The following is a 23,760-nucleotide window of genomic DNA, read 5'->3' on the forward strand; positions in this document are numbered from 1 at the left end:
ACATACAAAAATAAAAACATTAAAAAGAATAAGCTACGGCTTTAGAAACTTCGATAGTTTTAGGAATAGAATATTTTTGATGTGTAAATAGAAAAAAATATGTAACAGCGGCGGCGAAAACCCCTAGGGGTTTTGTTTGCCATGCAAAAAATCCGAGAAATTGAACAGAGTTACTTTTAGTAGTTATGTTTTACTAATAATGTGTATTTTTAAATGAAAGAGAGGCTTGTTTTTATGCAAGCCTCCCCCATTGTTGACAAAGAGCCTTTCTTATTTGCGGTCTATTTTGCGGTTAATAATTGTATAAAATTGAAAACGCAGTAAGTAGCGTCGCATCACATTGCGACGCCTGGGATATGGGTAAATACACGATTGTGATTTATGCAATTTAATAATCAATAAACAATGTATTATAGACCGGTTTTTTTATCCATCGAACAGAAATCTTTGATTTCGTCGTGAGATGAGATAAAAAGGTGTATTGCCGTCAATTTAGCAACTCTCCCATACGAAATATCTCTTTTCATCTCGTTTTCTTGTAATGCTCAATTATTTTTAGTATAATCTATATAAGCGTTGACATGCGAAACGGAAGGGTGTGATTTTTTGCTTAAGGAAAAGTTTAAAGAGGTTTTATCGACGGTTTTACCGATTTCGATTTTAGTTTTTATTCTCCATTTGACATTAGTGCCGCTCGAAGCGGATATGATGTGGAGATTTTATTTAGGTGCGTTATTTATTATAATCGGGCTCACGATTTTTTTGATCGGAGTCGATCTTGGAATAACACCTATCGGTGATTCATTCGGAAACACTGCGGTAAAAAGTAACCGTTTATATATCATAGGCCTGTTGGGCCTTATTCTCGGTTTTGTAATTTCAATTGCGGAACCGGATTTGCACATTTTGGCAAATCAAGTGGGACAGGTCACAAACGGGATTGTTTCAAAGACTTCTCTTGTAATTATCGTGTCTGTCGGAGTTGCAGCTCTCATTTCATTGGGGCTTATGAGAATCGTAAAATCGATGTCTCTTAAATTATTTTTGCTTATTGTTTACGGAGTAATTCTTGCACTAGCATTTTTCGGCGATTCATTTTTCCTTGCTGTTTCATTTGATGCGTCGGGTGCAACCACCGGAGCACTCACAGTTCCGTTTTTACTCGCACTCGCATCGGGTGCGTCTTCAATGAACAAGGACAGTAAGAAATCTGAGGAAGACTCTTTCGGGCTTGTCGGAATTGCATCTGCGGGTGCAATTATCGGGGCTCTTGTTTTGGGACTTCTTTCAAATGTTTCATTTGGTGATATGCCGCCGGTTGAAGCGGCTCAAAAGATTGGAGTTTTTTCACATTTTATTCATGAAGCTCCCATAGTTTCAAAGGAAATTCTGTTTGCTCTTTTACCAATCATTATAATTTATATTGTTGCAAATTTTAAATGGTTTAAAAATTCAAAGAGAGCAAATTCGAGAATCTTCACAGGTATCGTATTCACATTTATCGGACTTGTAATATTTCTAGTAGGTGTCAACTCCGGCTTTATGGACGTTGGTCGTCACATCGGACATGAGTTGGCCTTAAGAGGAAACAATGTTATAATTGTCGGAATCGCATTTTTGATGGGAGTTCTTACAATTTTAGCGGAACCTGCTGTACACGTTCTTACAAATCAAATCGAAAGCGTTACGAGCGGTTCTATAAAGAAAAAAGTAGTTTTGATGACTTTGTCGGTCGGAGTCGGCATTGCAGTTGCACTTTCGGTTCTAAAAATTTTAGTTCCGAGCATGCAACTATGGCACGTGCTGCTTCCGGGATATATTTTGACTTTTATTATGATGAGAAAGGTTCCAAATCTTTTTGTAGGCATTGCATTTGACTCTGGCGGGGTTGCATCGGGACCGATGACCGCAACATTTATTCTTGCATATGCTCAAGGGATTGCAAACACAGTCCCAACTGCGGACCTTCTTTTGGACGGCTTTGGAACTATTGCAATGGTTGCAATGACACCGCTCATTGCACTGCAAATTTTGGGTTTGTTCTTTGTTAAAAAGAAAACGACGGAGGTATAGGATGTTAAATAACGATAGAGAATTGGATATGCTTGTTGCAATTGTTGCACAGGATAAGGGCAGCAAAGTTTTGGCAGTTGCAAGGGAAGTGGGAGTGCAAGGCGGCACAATTCTTCACGGTGTTGGAACTGCAAGCAGAACGATTTTCGATTATCTCGGTTTAAATGACAAAAAGAAGGCACTCATTTTGATTGTCGGCGAGAGAGATTTGATTATAAGAGCTGCGGAACATATTTCCGAAAAGATGGAATTTAATAAACCGAACCATGGTATTGCATACATTGAAAATGTTTTGAATATTTACGGTTCACATTTTAGTAACGGCGAAGGCGAAGAAAGAGGTGAAGGTGAAATTATGTACAATGCTATTTATACAATTGTTGAAAGAGGAAAGGCAGACGATGTAATTGAAGCGGCTGAAAAGGCCGGTTCAAAGGGAGGCACAGTTATTAATGCGAGAGGTGCCGGAACTCATGAAACACAAAAGGTTTTTAACATGGTGATTGAGCCTGAGAAGGAAATTGTCCTTGTTATCTCAGAGGTCGATAGGACAAGAGCCATCGTTGATGCAATAAGAGAAAAAGTTAAAATCGAAGAACCGGGCAACGGAATTTTGTATGTGACAGACGTTAGAGAAACATACGGTATGGCAAAATAAAAAAGAACGGAGGACATTATGATTTATATCGCTTATAAAAGATGCAGCACTTGTAAAAAGATTCAAGCCTTGCTCGACGAAAAGAAAATTGATTATGTATACAGAGAGATAGACAAGGAAAATCCGACTGCCGATGAGATAAAAAAATGGCATGAGGAGTCGGGGCTTGATATCAAAAAGTTTTTCAACACGAGCGGCATGATTTACAGAGACAACAATTTAAAGGACAAGCTTCCTAATATGACAGACAAGGAAAAGTATGAACTTCTTGCAACTGACGGCAAGCTTGTGAAACGACCGATTCTTTTGGACGACGACAAAAAATTTGTTGCAGTCGGACCTGGAGTAAAAAAATATTTGGAAGAAAAGTAAATAAAAAGGAGGCTTTGATTAGCCTCCTATTTTTTCGCTTGGGATATTTCAAGCGATTTTTTTATCTAAGCACATTTACAACGTCGCCGATAACAATTATGCCCGGCGTTTGTATGTCTTTTTCGATTTTTGTTTTATACGCATTTTCGAGAGTCGTTATTGTGAGTCTTTGGTCTTTCGTCGATGCTTTTTCGATGAATGCGACGGGAGTGTTTTTAGATTTCCCCGCATTCATAAGTTTTTCGGAAATAATTTCGGTGTTTCCGATGCCCATCAAGACAATAATCGTTCCGTTCAGTTTTGCAAGTGCGTCGAAGTCGACAGTCGAACCTGCCATCTCGTGTCCCGTAAGCACAGTGAACGATGTTGAAACACCGCGGTGCGTGATTGGAATATTCGAGAGAAGAGGCGCCGACGTTGAGCTCGAAAGTCCCGGAAAGACAAGAGGAGTTATTCCATGTTCCTTGAGATACAAAAACTCTTCGCCGCCGCGACCGAACACAAAGGGATCGCCGCCCTTTAGCCTCAAGGTGTATTTGTATTTTCTCGAGCACTCGAGAAGAAGTTCATTAATTTCCTCCTGTTTCATCGAATGCTTTCCCGCACGTTTTCCAACAAATATTTGCTCTGCGCCAGGCTTCTTATAGTCCAAGAGTTCTTTTGGAATAAGTGCGTCATACAAAATTATGTCAGCTTCTTTTACGGCATTTAAAGTTTTTATAGTGACAAGCTCGATGTCTCCCGGACCTGTGCCTGCCAAAACTGTTTTTCTTTCCATTTTATCTCCTTATTGAGCGAGCAATCATCGAGACGGTGTGTCTTTCACCACGAATTGCACTGCTCATTTTATAAATGTTTTCCGGATATGCAATTCCGCCGTATCCGCTGTCGCCGATGTGCATAATATCAAAACCGATTGACTTCGTGTGAAGTGCAATTTTTTCAATGACCGAAGTGTCCGAAGACTCTTGACTCGTGCCTATAGATGCGAGAGAGAGTTTCTCGCAATTTCTTATGAGCTCAACATTTTCACGCAGTTCGTTTTCGGAAATACCCGGTGCTGTAAATGGTGCCGGAAGAAGAATTATATCTGCACCTGCGTCGATAAAACTCTTTGTCGTTTCAACACTTACAAGTTTTTCATTCACACCGGACGAGTGCATCTTTCCTGCGATAACAATTCCGCTGAAGTTCTTCTTCGCTCTTTTTATCGCTTCGACAATTTCATCATTTGTAACGCCGGTCGCCGGATTTCCGGTAAGGCATACAAATTTAAACCCCAATTTGTCCGCAGCTTCGAGCGCTTCTTCGCTTGCGATTCTGCCTTTTGAAATCTCGATTCTCTTGTCCATCATATCATGATTTAAATCAATCGGCTCGAGATTAAGTCCGACAGGTCGACCTGTGAGTTCGGTTATGAGTTCCACAGGATTGTCACTCGTTGGAAGCCCTTCGATTTTCGGCTCGAAAAGGTCGATAAGATTTAATAAAATAAGATCTGCACCAAAAGCACGTGCGACCTCCGCTCCGGTAATCCCATCTGACGGTGTCTTTGTTACGATTGATTCCGCCATAATAATTCTCGATTCCGACGCAAAAATGGATTCCAAAAGTTCTTTTTTAGACAGACTCACCATCTCACTCGGTTTTAAATTTAAAAAACGCTTCATTGTCATCAACTCCTTATGTACTTCGCGTGAAAAGGCGAAACTTCAGCGAAAAAAGTTTTTGAACTCAAAAGAGCCCCCGTGAAAGTATAAATAGATCGTAAATTAAATCGTGAATAAAAAATAAAAAACGTAATAAGAAAAAGAATCGAGTCCGTTCGAATTACTGAAAAAAAGACTTTCACACCCAACTGTATTAATTTTCTTGTTTTGCAATCGTTGTTAACGATGTCGAAAGTGCAAGCACAATCCAGACCATCATTATTATTCGATTGATATAAATTATATCTTCAAACATTCCGTGCACGAGAATTCCCGCAATCGATGCAAGAACGCCGCATGCAAATGTTTTAACGATTGAATTCTTCGTATTATAAATCACTCTTATGGTTTGCACAATGCTCACGACAACCACAACCAAAAATGTTATAAACCCTGTGTAGCCACCCTCGGCCATAACTTGAAGATAGGTGTTGTGTGCGTGGAAAATTGGCATTGAGCGAATATATGTTTCAAAAGTTTCCTTAAACGGCTTATGACCAAAGCCGACTCCAACTTGCGGATGATCTTTCACAACATCTTTTGTGATCGACCAAATCTTAAAGCGATAACTCGTCGAGCTGTCCTTGACATTTGTGATTGACATAATTCGGTTTCTTATACTTTCCGGAAGAAAATTCATCCCGAGAAGTGCAAACGGAATTGCAAGTGCAATGAGCGGTCTGTAGTTGAAAAACAAAAATACTAGTGCACTCACTCCGACCGACATAATACCACCACGTGAAAATGTGAGAAGCAGCGACAAAAGGAGAAGTCCCGTTATTCCTAAAAACACAAACTTCTTAAATCCGTCTTTGTGTGCCCAAAAAAGGCTCACCACAATCGGGGTCAACAGTACGATGTATTCCGCGAAAACATTCGGATTCATAAAAACGGAATATGCCCTTGCGGAGATTTGACTAGAAACATCTGCATCGACCCATTCTCTTTGAACGGTTCCGAAAAATTTGAATTGCAAAATGCCCCAAAGACAAACAAATGCAGCTCCAATTGCAAGGCTCGTTGCGATTTTGTTGTAGTCCTCCTTAGTCTTTATGGATGTTACAATTGCCAGAAAGATTGCAATCCCTGCAACGTTCATCGAAAAGTCTCGAAGTGAGCCGAATATGTCGAGCGAAGTGAATGTGTTTATTAGAATAAAAACAAAAACGAGCGCCACCGGTACATAAAAAGTGCTCAAAACAATTTTTTCTCGTTTATATACATAGATGTCCATAATATAAAGAAATAAAATTGCAAATGCACCCATAAGCGTTATCATATCCGGTAAAAAAGGATACCCGATCAAAAACAGATTGAGCGTTAAAAATTTTCGCTTTGCAAAAAATGGTGCCGCCAAAATCATGAGAGCGACAAGAAATGCCACTTTGTATCCGAGAAATCTAAGACTTGACGCGAACGCAAAAATCGAAACAATAGGATAGAGAAGATTCATACGTATCATATTATCTTTTTTTATACTATTTATCTCCATCTCTCGCCTCCAACTTGTATGCGTAGGTGAAAAATCTCACGAAGATTGAAGACTTATACCACCCATTACTTATAAAATCTTGGGTAAATTTTGTTAAATTACAAAGCACAAAAAGTGCTATACTAATTTTAAGAGGAGCTCCCATTACGACTCCGACAAAGAAAAGAAGGGCACCTGTAAGATAAACTATCGGGGCTTGCTCTTCAAGAAACAAAGCATTAAGAATCTTTGAGTTAAAATTGGAAGGAGCTGAATCGGGCTCCATTTTTTTTATTATATTGTATGTTTTTGAATATTTTATGATGTCGTCATCAATCGATTTTCGAATAATTTTCGAATTAGACGGTTTACTTTTCGGATTAAAAATCCTATAAAGATTTGAACTTTCAAAAACATTTCGCACAAGCGTGAAAAACTTGTTGAACGAATTTGCTATAATACTATTTTTCATATACATCAAGCTTTACTAAATATGCTTCCATGTTCATGTATTTTGTTTTTACGATGTATTTTATTCCAACTCTTACTTGTTCGCCGGTTGCCCAATAAGCGTCGCCGTCGTCTTTAAGAGTTGCTTCAATTGTAAATTTTACATCGTATTTTCCCGGCACAACTTTGTTCACCCATTCGCCGTCAATTTCGAGCGGCTTTTCGGTTGGCGTTGATTCGATATCAACAATTTTTCCAATAGGTCTTGTTCTGTCTGCCCAATAAAGCATGTCGCCTTTGTGAAGCATTTGAACAGTCAAATCGCGAACATCACCGACCTCGAATGTTAGCTTAGCGTCGTGCATCATTTGTGACGCGTCAGGCTTTGTAAAATATCTTTTTGCACCGAAAACTACTGCAAAAATTAAAACCAAAACAATAATAAGGTCTAAAATATTTATTAGACCGAATAACTTACCTTCTTTATCAATAACTTTCATTGTTACCTCCAATAATTTTATATTTATATTGTATATTAAATCTATTTAAAAGTAAAGAAATTTCGATTTTTCTGAAAGTTAAGGAGTTTGTAATATTAGTTTAAACAAATGAGAATAAATACGGGTAATAATGATAATAGTGGGTATAATAATAACGTACAATATTTAAACTTAGTAAATTATAAAAAATGTTTTTAATAATCATACAAATGAGGTGATTTAATGTTAATATATGTAGATACAGAAAACATGGAGGCCAATTGGGTTGACGTTCTTCCATATTTGGAAGAGAACGACACGATATACGTATTTTATACTAAAAATTCCAAAGGACTCGATATTGGAAAACTGGATCTTATAAGAAATTCCGATGCAAATATAATACTTCTTCCTGCATCGACCGGAGACAATGCACTTGACTTCGTGCTTTCAAGTCAGCTTGGAAACAAAATCGATGAAGCAAAAGTTCATATTATATTAAGCGGAGACAACGGATATACACCGCTTGTGAAATTTTGGGAAGAGAGAGCAGAGGTCTTTATCACTTCCGACATCGAACAAGTGATAGAATATATAAAAACCGGCACAATGCCGAAGCCGAAACCGCTTCCAAGCGGAAGGCTTGTCATGGAAATAGACATACCGGATGAGAAGAGAAGACAAGTTCAAAGCGTCCTCGACAAAGTCGGAAACGGCGATTTGAATGCAATATACCAAAGCTTAATAAAAGCTTTCGGACAAGATGAAGGGCTTGTACTTTATAAAGAAATTCGTTCAAGAATAAGATAAGGAGAATTATATGTTATTATCTATTAAAGATTTATACGCAGGAGTAGAGGATAAAAAGATTTTAAACGGAGTAAACCTCGATGTCAATAGAGGCGAAGTTCACGTAATTATGGGACCGAACGGAAGCGGAAAGAGCACTCTTGCAAATGTAATAATGAACACCGGCGGATACACTGTTGAATCAGGAAAAATTATATTTAAAGACGAAGATATTACAAATTTGGAAACCGACAAAAGAGCACGTATGGGAATTTTTATGAGCTATCAAGCACCTGTTGAAATTCCTGGTGTAACTTTGGAATCGTTTATTAGAGCTGCTCTCACACAAAGAGACGGTGAAGCTCCAGGATTTTTTGAACTGAGAGATGAAATGGATGAAATGATGGACGAACTCCACATGGACAAGTCCTACAAAGACAGATATGTAAATGTCGGCTTTTCAGGCGGAGAAAGAAAGAAGAGCGAAATCCTTCAACTCTTAATGATAAACCCTGACCTTGCACTTCTCGACGAAACAGACTCCGGTCTTGACGTCGATGCAGTTGACGTTGTCGGTCAAGGCATCAAAAAATTCACAGAAGATAAAGAAAAAAGCTTAATTGTAATCACTCACCATCATGAAATTTTAAAATATATCAAAGCGGATTATGTTCACGTTATAGTCGACGGAAAAATTGTTAAAACCGGCGACGACAGCTTGATGGACAAAATTGACAAGGAAGGCTTTCAAGAATATAGGAGGTAATATGGCTAAGAGAACAAAGGTCGATGATATAGATAGAGGTATATACGATACTATATCCGATGTTAAATATAAAAAGAAACTCGATGCCGGACTTACCAAAGAAATCACGGATAAGATAAGTGCTGAAAAAGGTGAGCCGACATGGATGAGAGATTTGAGAAGAGAAGCGGTTGACATCTTCTATGAACTCGAAAACCCTGTCTGGGGTCCGGACCTTTCCGAAGTTGACTTGGAAAATATTGTCACATATATAAGCCCGGAAGCGGAAATGGAAGACGATTGGTCAAAAGTTCCTACGGAAATAAAATCTATGTTCGATAAACTTGGAATTCCGGAAGCGGAAAAGGAAAATCTTTTGAGTGGAGTCGGAGCACAATATGACTCGGAAGTTGTTTACCACAACGTTCAAAAAGAACTCACAGATCAAGGTGTAATCTTTCTAGATTTCGATACGGCTGTAAAAGAACATCCGGACATCGTAAGAAAATATTTTCAAAAAGCAATTTCCCCGAAACTCCACAAATATGCCGCACTTCACTATGCGGTTTGGAGCGGTGGAACATTTGTTTATGTGCCGAAGGGGGTTCATGTTGAAGTACCTCTTCAAACATACTACAGACTCAATGCACCGGGAGCAGGACAATTTGAACACACAATGATAATTGTTGACGAAGGCGGTTCATGCAGATTTATAGAAGGTTGTTCCGCACCGAAATACAATGTTTTAAATATTCATGCCGGTTCGGTTGAACTTTTTGTTGAAAAGAACGCAAAGTTAAATTTCACATCAATTGAAAACTGGTCAAGAAACATGTACAACTTAAACACAAAACGTGCAGTTGTAGAAGAAAACGGCAGAATGGAATGGGTCGGCGGTTCGTTTGGCTCGAAAGTAAGCATGCTTTATCCGGGAACACTTTTAAACGGAGAAGGTGCTGTCACAGACAACGTTACGCTCACATTTGCAGGAAGTGGGCAAAATATTGAAAATGGTGCACAAATCATTCATAATGCGAAAAACACAATGAGTAACATCGACTCGAGATCCATTTCAAAATCGGGCGGTGTGAGTGTATACAGAGGGCTTGTTAAAATTCTTCCACATGCAACAGGCTCAAAAAGCTCCGGTTCGTGCGAAAGCTTGATGCTCGACGATCAATCTAGAGCGGACACGATTCCTGTAATTGTAAATGAATGTAGAGATGCTGTTGTCGGACATGAAGCGTCAATCGGAAGAGTTGACGAAGAAGTCGTAAACTATATGATGAGCAGAGGCATAAGCGAAGTTGAAGCAAGGGCAATGATTGTCAGAGGATTTGCGGATCCTATTGCAAGAGAACTTCCGCTTGAATATGCGGTCGAAATGAATAATCTTATAAATCTTGAATTGGAAGGAACGGTGGGTTAGATGAGTGAAACGTTAAAAGTAAATGAACTGGAGTTTAAAACATTTAACTACCTTGGTGTTAATGAAAAAATAGTTGAGGATGAAAGACTTGTAGAAGCATTCAAGTTTTTGGAAGACGACTTCGGTGAAGAAATAGTTCTTAAAGATAAATCTCAAATTGCTACAGATCATACAGAACTGAACGGGTTTGCTGTTAACAGAGATAACTTTGTTATAAAAGAAGATACTCCTATGGAATTTGGAATGATTATCACAGGGGATATGAATCAAGCTCACAACTTTAGAATAACTCTCGAAAAAAATGCACGTGCAAAAGTTTTTATGGTGTATGATATGTATCACAGCGACCTTATCGGAAACTACGATATTGAAATCGGGGAAAATGCAAAACTTGAGTTGGCTCCTATATTTTTAAAAGGAGCAAGAACAATTCTTGACATTCAAATTCACTTGAAGGGTGAAAGTTCACAAATTCACATGGAAGGCGGCTATGTTGTCGGAAGCCACAGTGACATGGACATAAACATGTATGCGGAACACGACCACAAAGACACAAATAGCCTTCTTAACATGAACGGCATCTTGATGGATGGTGCAAAAAAGAACTACAAATACACAATAGACTTTCCGCACGGTTCATCGGGTTCAAAGGGAATCGAAAGTGAAAAAACTACAGCTCTTACAGACAATTTTAAAAACACAGTCGTGCCGGTTCTTTTAGTAGGCGAAGACATGATCGAGGCGGAACATGGAGCACAACTCACAGAGCCGGATCCGGAAAAACTCGACTACATCTACTCCAGAGGAATAGATAAAAAAATGGCTGAATTTATGGTCGTCGAAGCGGAGCTTTCAAACTCGATCGACATGTTTAACGAAAAGGGTAGAAAATATATATATGAACGCCTCGAAGATATATTTTTAGGTGATGAATAATGAGCTTAAATCCAATCGAAATAAAAAAGGACTTTCCTATTTTAACAAATGGAATCCACTATCTTGACAATGCCGCAACAACTCAAAAGCCGGCACAAGTCATAGATTCACTTGTGAAATACTACCTTCAGGACAATGCAAACCCTCATCGATCGGCACACAGACTCGGACAAAGGGCAACGGAAGATTACGAAAACGCACGTGATACGGTAAGAAACTTTATAAATGCAAAAAAAGTAGAAGAAATTGTATTCACAAAAAATGCGACAGAATCTTTAAACATCTTGACGAACTCATTTTTATACACATTAAAACCGGGCGACGAAATTCTGATTACAATTGCAGAACATCACGCAAACTTTGTAAACTGGCAGGAAGTTGCGAAAAAAACGGGAGCAAAACTCGTCATATCGTATCTCAATGAAGACAGAAGCTTAAATATCGATGAACTCTTGGGGAAAATAAACAAAAACACAAAAGTCGTTTCCTTTCAAGAAGCTTCAAACGTCACCGGATACATCGTCGATGCTAAAGCACTAATAAAGGAAATCAGAGAAAAATGTGACGCAACCATAATAGTTGACGGGAGCCAAAGCGTTCCAAACAAAATAACAGACGTCTCCGATATGGACTGCGACTTCTTTGTCTTCAGCGGACATAAACTCCTCGCTCCGATGGGAATAGGAGTGCTTTACGGTAAACTTGAAAAATTGAACAAATTGCCGGCACTGCTGTTCGGCGGCGACATGATTGAATATGTATATGAAAATGAAGCCACATATCTCGAAGCACCTTTTAGATTTGAAGGCGGCACACAAAACGTCGGTGGTGCAGTTGGACTTGCAAGAGCAATAAAATACCTTGAAGACATAGGAATGGATAACATTCACAAATATGAACTCGAAATTGCAAAAGAAGCTTATGACAAACTTAACAGCATTGAAGGTGTAAAACTCTACACAACCTCAAATCAATCGAGAACGGCTGTGCTTTCGTTTAACATCGAAGGTGCTCATCCGCATGACATTGCAACAATTCTCGACTCAAAAGGCATCATGATTCGAAGCGGTCACCACTGTGCACAACCACTCCATAGATACCTCGGCAGACCTTTCAGTGCAAGAGCGTCATTCTACATCTACAACACAATGGATGAAATAGACGAACTCGTAAAAGGAATAGAAAATGTTAAGGAGGTACTGCAACTTGGAACTAGATAGTATATATACCGAACTGATATTACACGCATCTTCGGATAAAAAGAACTTTAGAAAAATTGAAAACCCGGACATCGAAGAACTTGGACATAACCCGTCTTGCGGTGATGAACTCACAATCTACGCAAAAATAAATGACGGCAAAATTGTAGACGCAAGCTTCACCGGTGAAGGCTGCGCAATAAGTAAAGCCTCAACCTCGCTCATGATCGACATCATAAAAGGTAAAACCGTTGACGAAGCAAAAGAAATCATCGCCGTCTTCTTAAACATGATTCGCGGTGAAGAACTCACGAAAGACGAACTCAAAAAACTTAAAGACGCCCGCGTCTTTGAAGGCATAAAAAAACTTCCGGCAAGGGTGAAGTGTGCGACGTTGAGTTGGCACACTATGGAAAATTTATTGGAGAAATAAATTTGCGGTTATTTTCGCGATAAACGCTTGATTTATATTTTAGTCGCTGCGACGTACTTGTCGGTACGTCTCACTCCTAAAATATTTCATCTAAGCGTTTCTCATCGAAAATTCCTCGCAAATTGTGCGAATTTATTTGCGGCCTAATTTGCGATAAACGGTTGATTCCATGTTTTTGTCGTTGCGACATATTTATCAATATGCCTCACTCCAAAAACATTTCATACAACCGTTTCTCATCAAATTATCCTCGCAAATTTTTTGCGTATTTGGGTGTGAAGGTTGCTTTTTAGATTTGCGGTTAGGAAGAAATCTTTGATTTCACTTTCGAACGCGTAAAAAGGTGTATCGCCGCAAAACACATGTTCAATATTAAAGAATATCAAAAAATTTATAATAATACGGAGTAATAATGGCTGAAATTTATATTAATGAAGACAGAAGATTTCATACAAAAGAAATTGGAAATAGCAAAAGAGGAAGCAATAAAAGAAAACGAAAGAAAAGAAGTGGAAACAGAAAGCTTGTTTTAATAATTGGAATTGTTCTAATCTTATTCTCAATTATATTCATAATATTACCAAAGCTCGGTGTTTATGCGTATTTTTTTGACAGAGGAGAGTATGATGAATCTCTCAAAGATTCAACCGAGCAAATACGCGAAATATCTGAACTTACGCCTCACACTCAAAAATTGTGCAAAGAATTTTTAATAAGATGTGAAAATGCAGGGCTTCCGGTTATTATTACCGAGACATATCGTTCGCAAAAAAGACAGGACGAGCTTTTTAGACAAGGTAGAGAAACGGACGGTCCGGTTGTAACATGGACAAAAAACAGTCGTCATACAAAAAGGCGTGCATTTGATATCGCAAAACGCGGGCCGGACCCGTACGGTGATGAAGAATTTTTTAGAAAATGTGCAGAGATTGGAAAAGAAGTCGGACTTAATCCCGGATATTTTTGGGACGATTATCAGGATAAACCGCATTATCAGTTGGATGCATGGTGGTTACCATAGTGGTATTTTATTTGCGGGCCTTTTCGCGATAAACGCTTGATTCAATATTTCAGTCGCTGCGACGTACTTGCCAGTACGTCTCACTCCTAAAATATTTCATCTAAGCGTTTCTCATCGAAAATTCCACGCAAATTACTTTTTTGCGGTCTATTTTGCGATAAACGGTTGATTTCGTGTTTTCGTCGTTGCGACATATTTGGCAATATGCCTCACTCCAAAAACACTCGATCTAACCGTTTCTCATCAAAATATCCTCGCAAATTACGTTGTGTGTATGATAATCAGGTAATCGCATGATTTTTTATTTTTAAAATATTTAAATTCATCCATCATTGTGTGTTTCTCAAAAAGTAGCGTCGAGTGCACAATCGACGTCAACGACTCATTTCTCCTGTTCGTCGAAATGTCGTCGGACGTCTTTGTATAAGACCTACCATCGTGTTTTTGATTTTGTCAAATCAAAAAGCACGGGTTAGGGCTATCTTTTCGCGAGAAAATTTTGATAATGTATGATGTTGCAAGCACTGCCGTAGCGGCGACCAGTTTTTTTACGGGTGAGAAAGAAATTTTTGATTTCGTTTTCGAACGCGTAAAAAGGTGTATCGCCGCCAAAAAGGCTCCTAAAATCTTTCATCTAGAGTTTCTCATCTGAAATTCCTCAAAATTTATGTATACGAATCGGCAAATACCGGTTCGTTTTTTTAATAAATGAACGGTATATGTGTCAAAATTACAACCACAAAAATATAAAAATATTACCTAAAAAATTTCAAACCTCTCTATATCAATGTGTATTTTAAATCAAATCGGGTATAAATACACAGACACTAATAGAAAAGGAGATTTATTTTGAGTATTTGGATTATGTTGCTACTCTTTGCAATTGGAGTAGCTTTAGTTGTTAAAGGCGGAGATGTTTTTGTGGATGCGGCAAGTGAGATTGCAACGGAGCTCCACATACCGAAATTTTTAATTGGTGCGACAATAGTATCAATTGCGACGACCCTTCCGGAACTTATGGTTTCAAGTTTCGCCGCATACAGAGGACAAGCGGACATGGCTGTTGGAAACGCAGTCGGTTCGGTCATTGCAAATCAAGGTTTAATAATGGCTGTCGCAATGGTATTTATGAATTATATTTGCAAGCGTCGAGACTACTTTGTTCAATGTATGCTTCTTATAGCATCCGTTGTGCTCCTTTATTTCACAGGCAAAGACGGAAGCGTGTCGCTTTCTACAAATGTAATTTTTGTTGTTATATTTTTTGTATATATGATTTTTAATGTAATAAATGCAAAAAAAGCTGTTAATGAAGCGAAAGCAGTTAGCGAACAAACAGAAAAGAAAGACCTGACAAAACACTTTATTCTTTTTGTTGCCGGAGCGGCAATGATAGTTTTTGGTTCTAATTTCATGGTAAACTATGGCGGCAAAATCGCCGAATACTTCGGAGTGCCTGAAAGAATTATTGCGGTAACTCTTGTAGCAATCGGAACAAGTCTACCTGAGTTGGTAACTACGATTTCTGCAATCATAAAAAAAGAACCGTCACTTTCAATAGGAAACATTATAGGTGCGAATATCCTAAACATAACTATGGTTATGCCTGTTGCATCCTTTGTGTCCGGCTCAAATTTATTCATTAACGAAGCTGCAGCATCTTTTGACCTTCCGTTCATGGTGGGATTGACACTTCTCTCACTACTTCCGATAATGATCAAGGAAAGAAGCTATAAAGTACAGGGAGTTGCGATGTTGGCAGCATATGTAGGCTATTTAGTTATGGTTTTATAATTTGCGGCCTATTTTGCGATAAACGGTTGATTTCGTGTTTTAGTCGTTGCGACGTATTTGGCAATACGCCTCACTCCAAAAACACTCTATCTAACCGTTTCTCATCAAAATATCCTCGCAAATTACAGTGTTTATGGGTGAGAAATTAATTAAATTTTGCGACAAACAGTTGACTCTATATTTTAGTTGTTTCGAGGTATTTGACAATACGTCTCACTCCTAAAATATTTCATCTAAGCGTTTCTCATCGAAAATTCCTCGCAAATTATGGTGTTTATTGATGAGAAAATAATTAAATTTTGCGATAAACAATATACTTCACACATACAATCACCTTATTTGTGTGGATATTTTGATGAGGTGCGCCGTAAACTCAATTTTTGATTGCGCAGGTGTGCTTATTTGCACTCCGAGCAATCAAATAATTGAAGTTTGCAAGCAGGTCGCAAAAGATAGCCCTAACCCGTGCTTTTTGATTTGAAAAATCAAAAACACGATGGTGGGTCTTCCGCAAAGACGTCCGACGACATTTCGACGAATAGGAGAAATGAGTCGCAGACGTCGACTGCAAAGACCACAAATAAAAAACTCTTGTGATTTGAGACACAAGAGTTTTTTTCTAAAGTTTTTCAATTATTTCTCGGTCGGAGTAATGTACTCGCTCGCCGTTTATAAGTTGATGGGTTTCATCGCCTTTTCCTGCGACGACTATGACATCGCCCGGGTTTGAATCACGATAAGCGGTTTCAATAGCATTTTTTCTGTCAGCGATAACTTTTGTCGGTATAAGACTGTGAGATGCCATTTCGGATGCGATTTTTTCCGGGTCTTCGTGGTTTGGGTTGTCAGCGGTGAAGATTGCTTCATTCCCATATTGGTTGATTGCTTCCGGAATTTCGTGTCGTCTTTCAAATGTCCTTTCGCCGACTGTACCGACAACAACAATTATACGTTCCTGGTTCCAAGATTTTATTTCAGCCAAAAGATTTAAAAGTGAAAGTTTATTGTGAGCGTAGTCTATAACAAATTTTCTTTCTTTTTTTTCAATAATTTCCATTCGTCCAGGAATAAAGATGTTCGAAGTTGCAGTTACGAGGTCGTCCATTCTAAAACCGACTTCGTTTAGAGTTGCAATTGAAAGAGCGAGATTGTGCATGTTGTATTTTCCCATGAGATTCGTCTCGATACTTCTTCCATTTAATTCAAATGAATTTTCACTGACGTTGGTCATTGTAAAGTCTTTTCCGGTTTCACCGACTGTTATAATTTTATTTTTCATCGGTGCTGTCATTTCAGCAAAGTGTTCATCGTCGCTATTCATGATTACTTTTTTTGATAGCATCAGGAATTTTCTTTTCCAGCTCAAGTATTCATCAAAGTCTTTGTGTTCGGTAGGCCCGATGTGATCTGGACTTATATTTGTGAATGCTGTAATCAAAAACTTTGTGCCCATGACTCGCCATTGTTTCATAGCTTGTGAGCTCACTTCCATTAGGATATATTCAAGTCCCATGTCGACAGCTTTTCTTAAAAGACTTTGCAGTGTTATCGGGTCAGGAGTTGTGTTTTTAAGTTCTATGTGTTCAGAGCCGAAGAATGCTCCCGATGTTCCAATTATTCCGCATTTTTTTCCCAGTTTCTCAAGCATGCTTTTTAAAATAAATGTGCAAGAGGTCTTTCCTTTGGTACCCGTAATGCCGATGATTTTTAGCGATTGTGAGGGATGACCGTAGAATGTTGACGCTATAAGTCCGATGGTTTTTCTCGTGTCAGAAACCACAAATTGAACGGCGTCATTCGGAATTCGTACTTCTTCTTCCGTGATAAAAGCACGTGCACCTTTTTTGTATGCTTCATCGATATATTTTCTACTGTGTGTGTCGACAGCTGTTCCTTTTATGGCGATAAAGAGTGAGCCCTTTTCGATGTCGTTTGTATTTGTAGTTATTTTATTTATATCAAAATTATATTTTTCATCAATCGGTAATTTTTTAAATAGTTCTTGTAATTTCATAATTACCTCCAATCCTGATTTTATTTCAATTTAATTATATCTTAAAAGCCGTCTTATGTAAAGAAAAAAGCTTGAAAGAGAGCGTGTGATATGGTATAGTTTAGATAGGTAAAAATAATGATTTTAATTGGAGGTATGTTATGAAAATTGAAATGCTTGAAAAGATAAAAAATGGAAAAGGTTTTATTGCTGCTTTGGACCAAAGCGGTGGATCAACGCCGAAGGCTCTTTTGAATTACGGTGTTGGTGAAGATGAGTACAAGAATGAAGAAGAAATGTTTGATTTAGTTCATAAGATGAGAACTAGAATTGTAAAATCAAAGGCATTCACAGGAGACAAGATTGTAGGGGCAATTCTTTTTGAAAAGACGATGAACAGCGAAGTTGACGGCATGCTGACAGCGGATTATCTTTGGGAAAAGAAAAATGTTGTGCCATTTCTTAAAATAGATAAGGGCCTTGCAGATGAAAAAGACGGAGTTCGTTTGATGAAAGAAATTCCAAATATCGATGCAAGACTTGAAGATGCAGTAAAGAAAAATATTTTCGGAACTAAAATGAGATCTGTTATAAATAAACTTTCAAAAGAAGGAATCGAAGAAATTGTTTCGCAACAATTTGATTTTGCAAAGACAATTGCATCACACGGACTCGTTCCTATCATCGAACCTGAAATCACAATTACTATGGATAATAAAGCTGAAGCGGAAGAAGTTTTACTTGAATCACTTTTAAGACATTTGAAAGAATGGGATCAAGAAAAGCCTGTTATGTTTAAGCTTACACTTCCTGAAAAGAAAAATCTCTATCTTCCGCTCTATGATTTTAAAGCAACTGTTAGAGTTGTTGCACTTTCGGGCGGCTATTCAAGAGAAGAGTCAAACAGAAGACTTGCTGAAAACGACAGAGTAAGTGCAAGCTTCTCAAGAGCTCTCACAGAAGGTCTAAATGTAAAAATGACAGAAGAAGAATTTGACAGACATTTAGGGGAATCGATTGACAGCATTTATAATGCTTCAGTAAGTTCCAACTAATCTTATTAAAATTGTATTACAAAATCCGTGTATCGATGAAATACACGGATTTTTATGTTATGATATATATAGAACTGACAATGAGGTAAGATTATGAGAAAAAATTTTTTAACTTTATTTATTGCACTGCTTCTTGCAGTAAACAATTATATATATATTAAAGCAGAAGGATATGGGGACTTTGTAAATCCGGTCAAGAAAGAAATGACACGTGTAGACAAGGGCGATTATGGGTTTTTGATGGAACATAAGGAAAACGAGATGACCGGGGTGTTTAAAGATAAAAGCTTGGTTGTTTTGGAAGTTGACGGACTTTTGACAAGTGCAATCGGAAGAAGTTACAACAATATTCAACTCTCTCCATTTATGACTTTGCTTGTCAGCGGTGCAGTTTATTTTAATAATTATTTTCTTGGAAGTGCATCGAAGAATCCTGATGATATAACACTTTCAACACTTTACAGTATAATGCCGAACCAAAAATATCCTGGATTTAAACAAATTTACAACAAAGACATCAAGGGACTTCAAAATTATTTTAAAAATGCAGGTTATACTACAATTGCTCAAAGAAATTTGGAATACGGCGAAGAATATGTAAACTATTTGACTTTGGGTTTTGACAAAGTTAACATTAATGAAAAGGGCGGAAATACTGCTGTACTAAAAAGTCTTCAAAAGAAAATCGAAGAGCCGGGCAAAAAGTTTATCTATGCTGAAACACTTCCTTTTGAAAATCCGATGACGGCTTTTAAGGGCGGGGCCCTTGAAGAGGAGAGAACACTATTTGTTCAAAAAATTAGAGAACTTGACAACTCGTTGAAAGATTTTATTTCGAATTTTAAAAATAGCTCCAAAGCAAAGGATACAATACTTCTTATAGTTGGTAAAAATAATGTATACAACGATTTAGTAAACAAGGAAAAAACGGTTGAAACAGTTTTAACAAAAGAAAAGAAACTTGCCGAGGTAAATTGTCCTCTCATATTTGTAAACGGACTTCAAACCAAAAAATATTTGAACACAATAGGCTCTGTTGATATTCTTCCAACGCTTTTGAACATGTTCGGACTTTATGAAAACGTCTATCCGATGTTTGGAATGGACGTATTTTCAAAAGAAAAGAAGGACATGGACATGGCAACCGTTCAATATGATATGAACAATAGAATTGCAATTTATAAATCGATTGCAATTGACATAAAAAATGCCGACGGTGGACTTAAAATTGATGCATACAATAGAAATGGTCTTGGCTATGTTGACGCAAGTGCATACGAACTTGTCACTAGAAAAAGCTTCAGAGATTCTGAACTTTCATACGGACTTGTGTTCCTAAACAAGCTAAAAGAACTTGCGGAAAATAAAAAGATCTTAAAACTCGATAACGATAAAACAATTATGCATGCGGGTGGAGAACTTTGCGGTATGACTTACACAAATATGAAAGAGGCACTCGACAAAAATTATAGTGCAGGAAAAAGATATTTTGAAATGGATTTCATGCTGACAAGTGACGGACATCCTGTAAATATTCACTCATGGGAAGGTTTTGTCACGAAGTTCTATGGGGCAAAATATATTGAGGGCGAAACGACTTACACGAAAGCTGAATATGACAGCATGAAGTCACGTCATGGTTATACCCAAATGGATATGGAAAAGACTGTCGAATGGTTTAGAAATCATAAGGATGCATATCTTATAACTGATGTAAAGACAGAAAATGTGAAAGTGCTTGAAAAAATCTCAAAGCTTGCACCGGATTTGAAAGCAAGAATAATTCCGCAAATTTATAAATTTGACGAATATGAACCAGTGAAAAAAATGGGATTTGAAAAAATAATATTGACACTTTATATGTCAAACTACACCGCCGATCAACTTGCAGATTTTGCAACGAGTCATAATCTATATGCAGTCACAATGTCACTCTCAAAATTTGAAAAAGGACTTGGAAACAGACTCATTGAAATAGGTGTCCCGATATTTGTCCACACAATCAATAGACAAAATCTTGCAAATCAGATATTGGAGATGGGGGCGAGAAGAGTCTATACCGACACCTTGTAGAATTATTTGCGGTCTATTTTGCGATAAACGGTTGATTTCGTGTTTTAGTCGTTGCGACGTACTTGCCAGTACGCCTCACTCCTAAATCACTCAATCTAACCGTTTCTCATCAAAATATCCTCGCAAATTGGTGGAACATTAAATACGAATCGGCAAACGCCGGTTCTTTTTTGTTATAAAAAATATTATGTTTATATATTTCTTAAAAAACTAATAAATTATTGACTGCGGTTTCATTATACTTGAATTCTACTTTATCGTGTGATATAATTAAAATATAATTTTTAAGGAGGTATCTCATAAATGAGAAAATATCTAGCTATTGCGCTCGCAATTGTAATGGCACTCACCACGTTTACATATGTGGCGAAAGCAGAAGACGAAGTTTTTGATGGATACAAATTGGGAGAAAATGATTTCCAATTTGTAGTAGGTGGAAAAGAAGTTCCAGAACTAAAATTAGTCCAAGTTCAATTCTATGACAAATCAGGTGAAAAACCTCAGCTTATAATGTGGAACGTTATGAAGATTCGCGATCTCGCTGAAGTTTTAAAAGACACAGAAAAGAAATTTGGAATTACTTATGACAAAGAAACTCGTACAGTTACACTTACAACGGGTGCAGATTATGTTTCAAATGGAACTGAATTAAAAGAATTAGCAGAAAATCCAAAAATTGAAGCACAATCATTCAAATTTATGGTTAACGGTGAAGAAAAAGAAATCATGGGTGTTGTTATAAACGGCGAAAACTATGTATTGACATCCAAACTTGTTGCTGCACTCGGAAATTTGAGATTCCACGCATATCCTGGAGACAAACACATCAACTACATCGATTTTGAACAAACAGACATCGAAGCATTCAACAAAGAAAAATTCGATGAAAGCGTAAAAGCTCACGACTACACAATCGTTTACAGCTGGGGCCCTTGGTGCCCATGGTCAAGACGCTCAGTTCCTTTCATGGTTAAACTTAGCGAAAAACTTGCAGCTGAAGGAAAGAATGTTCAAATCTATGGTGTTGTAAACAAATATAAAGATTATTCAAACAAAGATTTAGCTCATCTCTTCGAAGGAAAAGAAGTTCCTTGGACAGAAGTTGGCGGAACAAAAGAAGGCTATGAATATTTGAATAAACTTCTTGCACTAGATGAAAATTCAATTTTCTATTTTCCGACAATGTTTATTTTAGACAAAGATGGAAAGAAAGTTGGAAAAACATTTGGAGAAATGTGGGACGTTGTAGAAAAAGAATATGCTGAAAAGCACAATATTCCTGATGACGTTGACTTTACGGATGAACAATTCAACGAATACTATCCAACGATTTACGATGCATTTATTTCTCAAATAGAACCAAAGGCTGAAGAAAAGAAAGAAGAAGTAAAGGCTGAAGAAAAGAAGGAAGATAAAAAGGAAGAAAAGAAGGAAGAAAAGAAGGAAGAAAAGAAGGAAGATAAGAAGGAAGAAAAGAAAGACGATAAAAAAGACGAAAAGAAAGAAGACAAAACAAAATAAGTAACTTAGAACACCGGAAATTCCGGTGTTTTTGTTTATGAAAAAATAAATTTAAAATGTGCATTCAAAACCCAATATTAATCATTCATTATTAAAAAATCTGTTAAGCTAAAATTGGACTTCTATTTAATAATTTATAGTTAAATCTTTTTTGCATTTGTTATATTTTTATATTCTAATATTGAGTTAGATATATCAATCGCATGATTATAGGAATGAAAACTTAAAATCAAGTATATTTATAAAAATACCTCTGTAAAATAAAGAGTCGGGATGAATTTTAAATGAATTATACAAAAAGCTCTTTTTCTTATTTCTTACCACACTTTCTTGCAATTTTAATAGTCTCTATGTTATAATAAGACTATGTATTTCGGTTGACGAAATATTAGAGGGGGTTATTTGATGAAGTATTTTGATATTCAAGGGACTAAGGTCAGTAGGCTCGGCTACGGATGTATGAGGTTTCCAGTTATTGACGGCGACAACAGCAAGATTGACGAGGCGAAGGCGGCGGCTCTTTTGAAGAGGGCAATTAATAATGGTGTAAATTACATAGATACTGCGTACAATTATCACGGAAAGATGAGCGAGAGTTTTGTCGGGAAGTTTGTTGAGGAGAATTCTTTGAGGGATGATGTTCTTTTGACGACTAAGCTTCCGGCGTGGCTTGTCGAGAAGACGGAGGATTTCGAAAGGCTCATGGAGGAGCAGCTTTCGAATTTGAGGACGGATCATATTGATTTTTATCTTTTACATTCGCTCGATATAAAGACGTTCAGAAAGATTGTGGATTTGGGCGTTTTTGATTTTATAAAGAAGGCAAAGGCGAGCGGCAAGGTTCGTCATATGGGTTTCAGTTTTCACGATGAGTTCCCGGCCTTCGAAGAGATGGTAAACAGTTTTCCGTGGGATTTCTGTCAAATTCAACTCAATTATTTGGATGTGGATTATCAGGCGGGGCAAAAAGGTTATGAGCTCGCGACGAAGCTCGGGATTCCGGTTGTTATCATGGAGCCGTTAAAGGGTGGACGTCTTTCAAATCCGCCGAAGGAGATCAGAGAGCTTTCGGATGAGTTTAAGCCGCTCACGCCGTCGCAAGTCGCTTTGAAGTATCCTTTAAATCTTCCGAATGTTATGACTGTTTTGTCGGGCATGAACGCGGAGGAGCAAGTTGATGAAAATATCGAGATGGCGTCGAGTGTCGAGCCGGATTCGGTGACGGAAAAAGAGAAAGAGTTTTTCTCAAAAGCACGCGAATTTTTCAAGGCGAAAGAGCAAATCGGATGCACCGCGTGCGAGTATTGTATGCCGTGCACGGTTGAAATCAATATTCCGAAGGTGTTCTCACTTTGGAACAATGCGTTTATTTTTGACGAAGAAGAAAAGTCGAAAAAGGCATATGCGGACTATTTAAAAGACGGAAAGACCGCAGCGGACGCATGTATCGCTTGTGGAAAGTGCGAAGGACTCTGTCCGCAAAATCTCGAAATTATTGAGGGTCTAAAAAAGGCACACGATTTTTTAACTGAAGAGTAGATTTTTGAAGAAGTGTTCGAT

At 37.7% G+C, this 23,760-nt stretch carries 22 protein-coding genes; 16 read left to right on the forward strand and 6 right to left on the reverse strand.

The window, feature by feature from the left end; all coding sequences use genetic code 11:
• The first annotated feature begins 10 nt into the window (after positions 1-10).
• The 4 genes from C7381_RS08880 (at position 11) to C7381_RS07780 (ending at position 3,103) form a co-directional block, all read left to right on the forward strand.
• Positions 11-91: a hypothetical protein gene (locus C7381_RS08880; protein WP_425433148.1), complete on the forward strand. Its 81-nt coding sequence runs from the start codon at positions 11-13 to the stop codon at positions 89-91.
• A gap of 515 nt (positions 92-606) precedes the next feature.
• A complete protein-coding gene (locus tag C7381_RS07770; RefSeq protein ID WP_116480532.1) occupies positions 607-2,073 on the forward strand; it encodes a DUF1538 domain-containing protein in 1,467 nt (488 codons plus the stop codon).
• A 1-nt stretch (position 2,074) separates the two neighbouring features.
• The gene (locus C7381_RS07775) at positions 2,075-2,731 is read left to right on the forward strand and encodes a P-II family nitrogen regulator (RefSeq protein WP_116480533.1); all 657 of its coding nucleotides are present in this window, start codon (positions 2,075-2,077) and stop codon (positions 2,729-2,731) included.
• Positions 2,732-2,749: 18 nt separating this feature from the next.
• Positions 2,750-3,103 carry a Spx/MgsR family RNA polymerase-binding regulatory protein gene (locus C7381_RS07780; protein WP_116480534.1) on the forward strand — a complete coding sequence of 118 codons (354 nt, stop codon included), beginning with the start codon at positions 2,750-2,752 and terminating at the stop codon, positions 3,101-3,103.
• 61 nt (positions 3,104-3,164) lie between these two features.
• Here the strand turns inward: C7381_RS07780 and cobA are convergent, their stop codons facing one another.
• From cobA to C7381_RS07805, 5 genes are all read right to left on the reverse strand, one after another.
• Complete coding sequence (gene cobA / locus C7381_RS07785) at positions 3,165-3,881, reverse strand: uroporphyrinogen-III C-methyltransferase (protein WP_116480535.1); 717 nt, start codon at positions 3,879-3,881, stop codon at positions 3,165-3,167.
• A gap of 1 nt (position 3,882) precedes the next feature.
• Positions 3,883-4,773 (reverse strand): DUF7916 family protein, encoded by an 891-nt coding sequence (locus C7381_RS07790; RefSeq protein WP_116480536.1) that lies wholly within the window; start codon positions 4,771-4,773, stop codon positions 3,883-3,885.
• 193 nt (positions 4,774-4,966) lie between these two features.
• Positions 4,967-6,304 carry an O-antigen ligase family protein gene (locus C7381_RS07795; RefSeq protein ID WP_116480537.1) on the reverse strand — a complete coding sequence of 446 codons (1,338 nt, stop codon included), beginning with the start codon at positions 6,302-6,304 and terminating at the stop codon, positions 4,967-4,969.
• On the reverse strand, positions 6,291-6,755 hold the full coding sequence (locus C7381_RS07800) for a hypothetical protein (protein WP_133240936.1): 465 nt from the start codon (positions 6,753-6,755) through the stop codon (positions 6,291-6,293). The genes C7381_RS07795 and C7381_RS07800 overlap by 14 nt, the downstream gene beginning before the upstream one ends.
• A complete protein-coding gene (locus C7381_RS07805) occupies positions 6,745-7,233 on the reverse strand; it encodes a DUF4330 domain-containing protein (protein WP_116480539.1) in 489 nt (162 codons plus the stop codon). Before C7381_RS07805 ends, C7381_RS07800 begins: the two co-directional genes overlap by 11 nt.
• Positions 7,234-7,455: 222 nt before the next feature.
• Here C7381_RS07805 and C7381_RS07810 point away from each other — a divergent pair, with 222 nt between their 5' ends.
• From C7381_RS07810 to C7381_RS07845, 8 genes are all read left to right on the forward strand, one after another.
• Positions 7,456-8,022 (forward strand): PIN domain-containing protein, encoded by a 567-nt coding sequence (locus tag C7381_RS07810; protein WP_034548345.1) that lies wholly within the window; start codon positions 7,456-7,458, stop codon positions 8,020-8,022.
• Between the two features lie 10 nt (positions 8,023-8,032).
• Positions 8,033-8,767, forward strand: a complete 735-nt coding sequence (gene sufC / locus C7381_RS07815) for a Fe-S cluster assembly ATPase SufC (RefSeq protein ID WP_034548342.1) — start codon at positions 8,033-8,035, stop codon at positions 8,765-8,767.
• Between the two features lies 1 nt (position 8,768).
• Positions 8,769-10,175: a Fe-S cluster assembly protein SufB gene (gene sufB, locus C7381_RS07820; RefSeq protein WP_116480540.1), complete on the forward strand. Its 1,407-nt coding sequence runs from the start codon at positions 8,769-8,771 to the stop codon at positions 10,173-10,175.
• Positions 10,176-11,111, forward strand: coding sequence for a SufB/SufD family protein (locus C7381_RS07825; protein ID WP_052085538.1), 936 nt, complete (start codon positions 10,176-10,178; stop codon positions 11,109-11,111).
• Positions 11,111-12,331, forward strand: a complete 1,221-nt coding sequence (locus C7381_RS07830; RefSeq protein WP_342748635.1) for an aminotransferase class V-fold PLP-dependent enzyme — start codon at positions 11,111-11,113, stop codon at positions 12,329-12,331. The genes C7381_RS07825 and C7381_RS07830 overlap by 1 nt, the downstream gene beginning before the upstream one ends.
• Positions 12,318-12,743 carry a Fe-S cluster assembly sulfur transfer protein SufU gene (sufU, locus tag C7381_RS07835; protein WP_116480542.1) on the forward strand — a complete coding sequence of 142 codons (426 nt, stop codon included), beginning with the start codon at positions 12,318-12,320 and terminating at the stop codon, positions 12,741-12,743. The genes C7381_RS07830 and sufU overlap by 14 nt, the downstream gene beginning before the upstream one ends.
• Before the next feature lie 412 nt (positions 12,744-13,155).
• Positions 13,156-13,764 (forward strand): M15 family metallopeptidase, encoded by a 609-nt coding sequence (locus tag C7381_RS07840; protein WP_116480543.1) that lies wholly within the window; start codon positions 13,156-13,158, stop codon positions 13,762-13,764.
• A gap of 849 nt (positions 13,765-14,613) precedes the next feature.
• Positions 14,614-15,558 (forward strand): calcium/sodium antiporter, encoded by a 945-nt coding sequence (locus C7381_RS07845; protein WP_116480544.1) that lies wholly within the window; start codon positions 14,614-14,616, stop codon positions 15,556-15,558.
• A gap of 619 nt (positions 15,559-16,177) precedes the next feature.
• Here C7381_RS07845 and C7381_RS07850 read toward each other — a convergent pair.
• Positions 16,178-17,572 (reverse strand): UDP-N-acetylmuramoyl-L-alanyl-D-glutamate--2,6-diaminopimelate ligase, encoded by a 1,395-nt coding sequence (locus C7381_RS07850; protein WP_116480545.1) that lies wholly within the window; start codon positions 17,570-17,572, stop codon positions 16,178-16,180.
• A 140-nt stretch (positions 17,573-17,712) separates the two neighbouring features.
• On the opposite strand from C7381_RS07850, the gene C7381_RS07855 reads away from it, so the two are divergent.
• The 4 genes from C7381_RS07855 to C7381_RS07870 all read left to right on the forward strand — a co-directional run bounded on the left by C7381_RS07855 (position 17,713) and on the right by C7381_RS07870 (position 23,739).
• On the forward strand, positions 17,713-18,606 hold the full coding sequence (locus tag C7381_RS07855) for a fructose bisphosphate aldolase (protein WP_116480546.1): 894 nt from the start codon (positions 17,713-17,715) through the stop codon (positions 18,604-18,606).
• A gap of 93 nt (positions 18,607-18,699) precedes the next feature.
• Positions 18,700-20,679, forward strand: a complete 1,980-nt coding sequence (locus tag C7381_RS07860; RefSeq protein ID WP_116480547.1) for a hypothetical protein — start codon at positions 18,700-18,702, stop codon at positions 20,677-20,679.
• A gap of 303 nt (positions 20,680-20,982) precedes the next feature.
• Positions 20,983-22,200, forward strand: a complete 1,218-nt coding sequence (locus C7381_RS07865; RefSeq protein ID WP_116480548.1) for a TlpA family protein disulfide reductase — start codon at positions 20,983-20,985, stop codon at positions 22,198-22,200.
• 405 nt (positions 22,201-22,605) lie between these two features.
• Entirely contained in the window at positions 22,606-23,739 is a 1,134-nt protein-coding gene (locus C7381_RS07870) for an aldo/keto reductase (RefSeq protein WP_116480549.1), read from the forward strand.
• Positions 23,740-23,760: the final 21 nt, after the last annotated feature.

The organism is Ezakiella coagulans (genome assembly GCF_003096635.1).
In the GTDB taxonomy this organism is placed as follows: Bacteria; Bacillota; Clostridia; order Tissierellales; family Peptoniphilaceae; genus Ezakiella; species Ezakiella coagulans.

Coding starts and splice junctions, on each gene's coding strand:
- sufC (WP_034548342.1), top strand. CDS start 8,033: ATGTTATTATCTATTAAAGATTTATACGCAGGAGTAGAGGATAAAAAG.
- C7381_RS07805 (WP_116480539.1), bottom strand. CDS start 7,233: ATGAAAGTTATTGATAAAGAAGGTAAGTTATTCGGTCTAATAAATATT.
- C7381_RS07800 (WP_133240936.1), bottom strand. CDS start 6,755: ATGAAAAATAGTATTATAGCAAATTCGTTCAACAAGTTTTTCACGCTT.
- cobA (WP_116480535.1), bottom strand. CDS start 3,881: ATGGAAAGAAAAACAGTTTTGGCAGGCACAGGTCCGGGAGACATCGAG.
- C7381_RS07850 (WP_116480545.1), bottom strand. CDS start 17,572: ATGAAATTACAAGAACTATTTAAAAAATTACCGATTGATGAAAAATAT.
- C7381_RS07830 (WP_342748635.1), top strand. CDS start 11,111: ATGAGCTTAAATCCAATCGAAATAAAAAAGGACTTTCCTATTTTAACA.
- C7381_RS07870 (WP_116480549.1), top strand. CDS start 22,606: ATGAAGTATTTTGATATTCAAGGGACTAAGGTCAGTAGGCTCGGCTAC.
- C7381_RS07775 (WP_116480533.1), top strand. CDS start 2,075: ATGTTAAATAACGATAGAGAATTGGATATGCTTGTTGCAATTGTTGCA.
- C7381_RS07790 (WP_116480536.1), bottom strand. CDS start 4,773: ATGAAGCGTTTTTTAAATTTAAAACCGAGTGAGATGGTGAGTCTGTCT.
- C7381_RS07780 (WP_116480534.1), top strand. CDS start 2,750: ATGATTTATATCGCTTATAAAAGATGCAGCACTTGTAAAAAGATTCAA.
- C7381_RS07860 (WP_116480547.1), top strand. CDS start 18,700: ATGAGAAAAAATTTTTTAACTTTATTTATTGCACTGCTTCTTGCAGTA.
- C7381_RS07810 (WP_034548345.1), top strand. CDS start 7,456: ATGTTAATATATGTAGATACAGAAAACATGGAGGCCAATTGGGTTGAC.
- C7381_RS07840 (WP_116480543.1), top strand. CDS start 13,156: ATGGCTGAAATTTATATTAATGAAGACAGAAGATTTCATACAAAAGAA.
- C7381_RS07855 (WP_116480546.1), top strand. CDS start 17,713: ATGAAAATTGAAATGCTTGAAAAGATAAAAAATGGAAAAGGTTTTATT.
- C7381_RS07795 (WP_116480537.1), bottom strand. CDS start 6,304: ATGGAGATAAATAGTATAAAAAAAGATAATATGATACGTATGAATCTT.
- C7381_RS07865 (WP_116480548.1), top strand. CDS start 20,983: ATGAGAAAATATCTAGCTATTGCGCTCGCAATTGTAATGGCACTCACC.
- sufB (WP_116480540.1), top strand. CDS start 8,769: ATGGCTAAGAGAACAAAGGTCGATGATATAGATAGAGGTATATACGAT.
- C7381_RS07825 (WP_052085538.1), top strand. CDS start 10,176: ATGAGTGAAACGTTAAAAGTAAATGAACTGGAGTTTAAAACATTTAAC.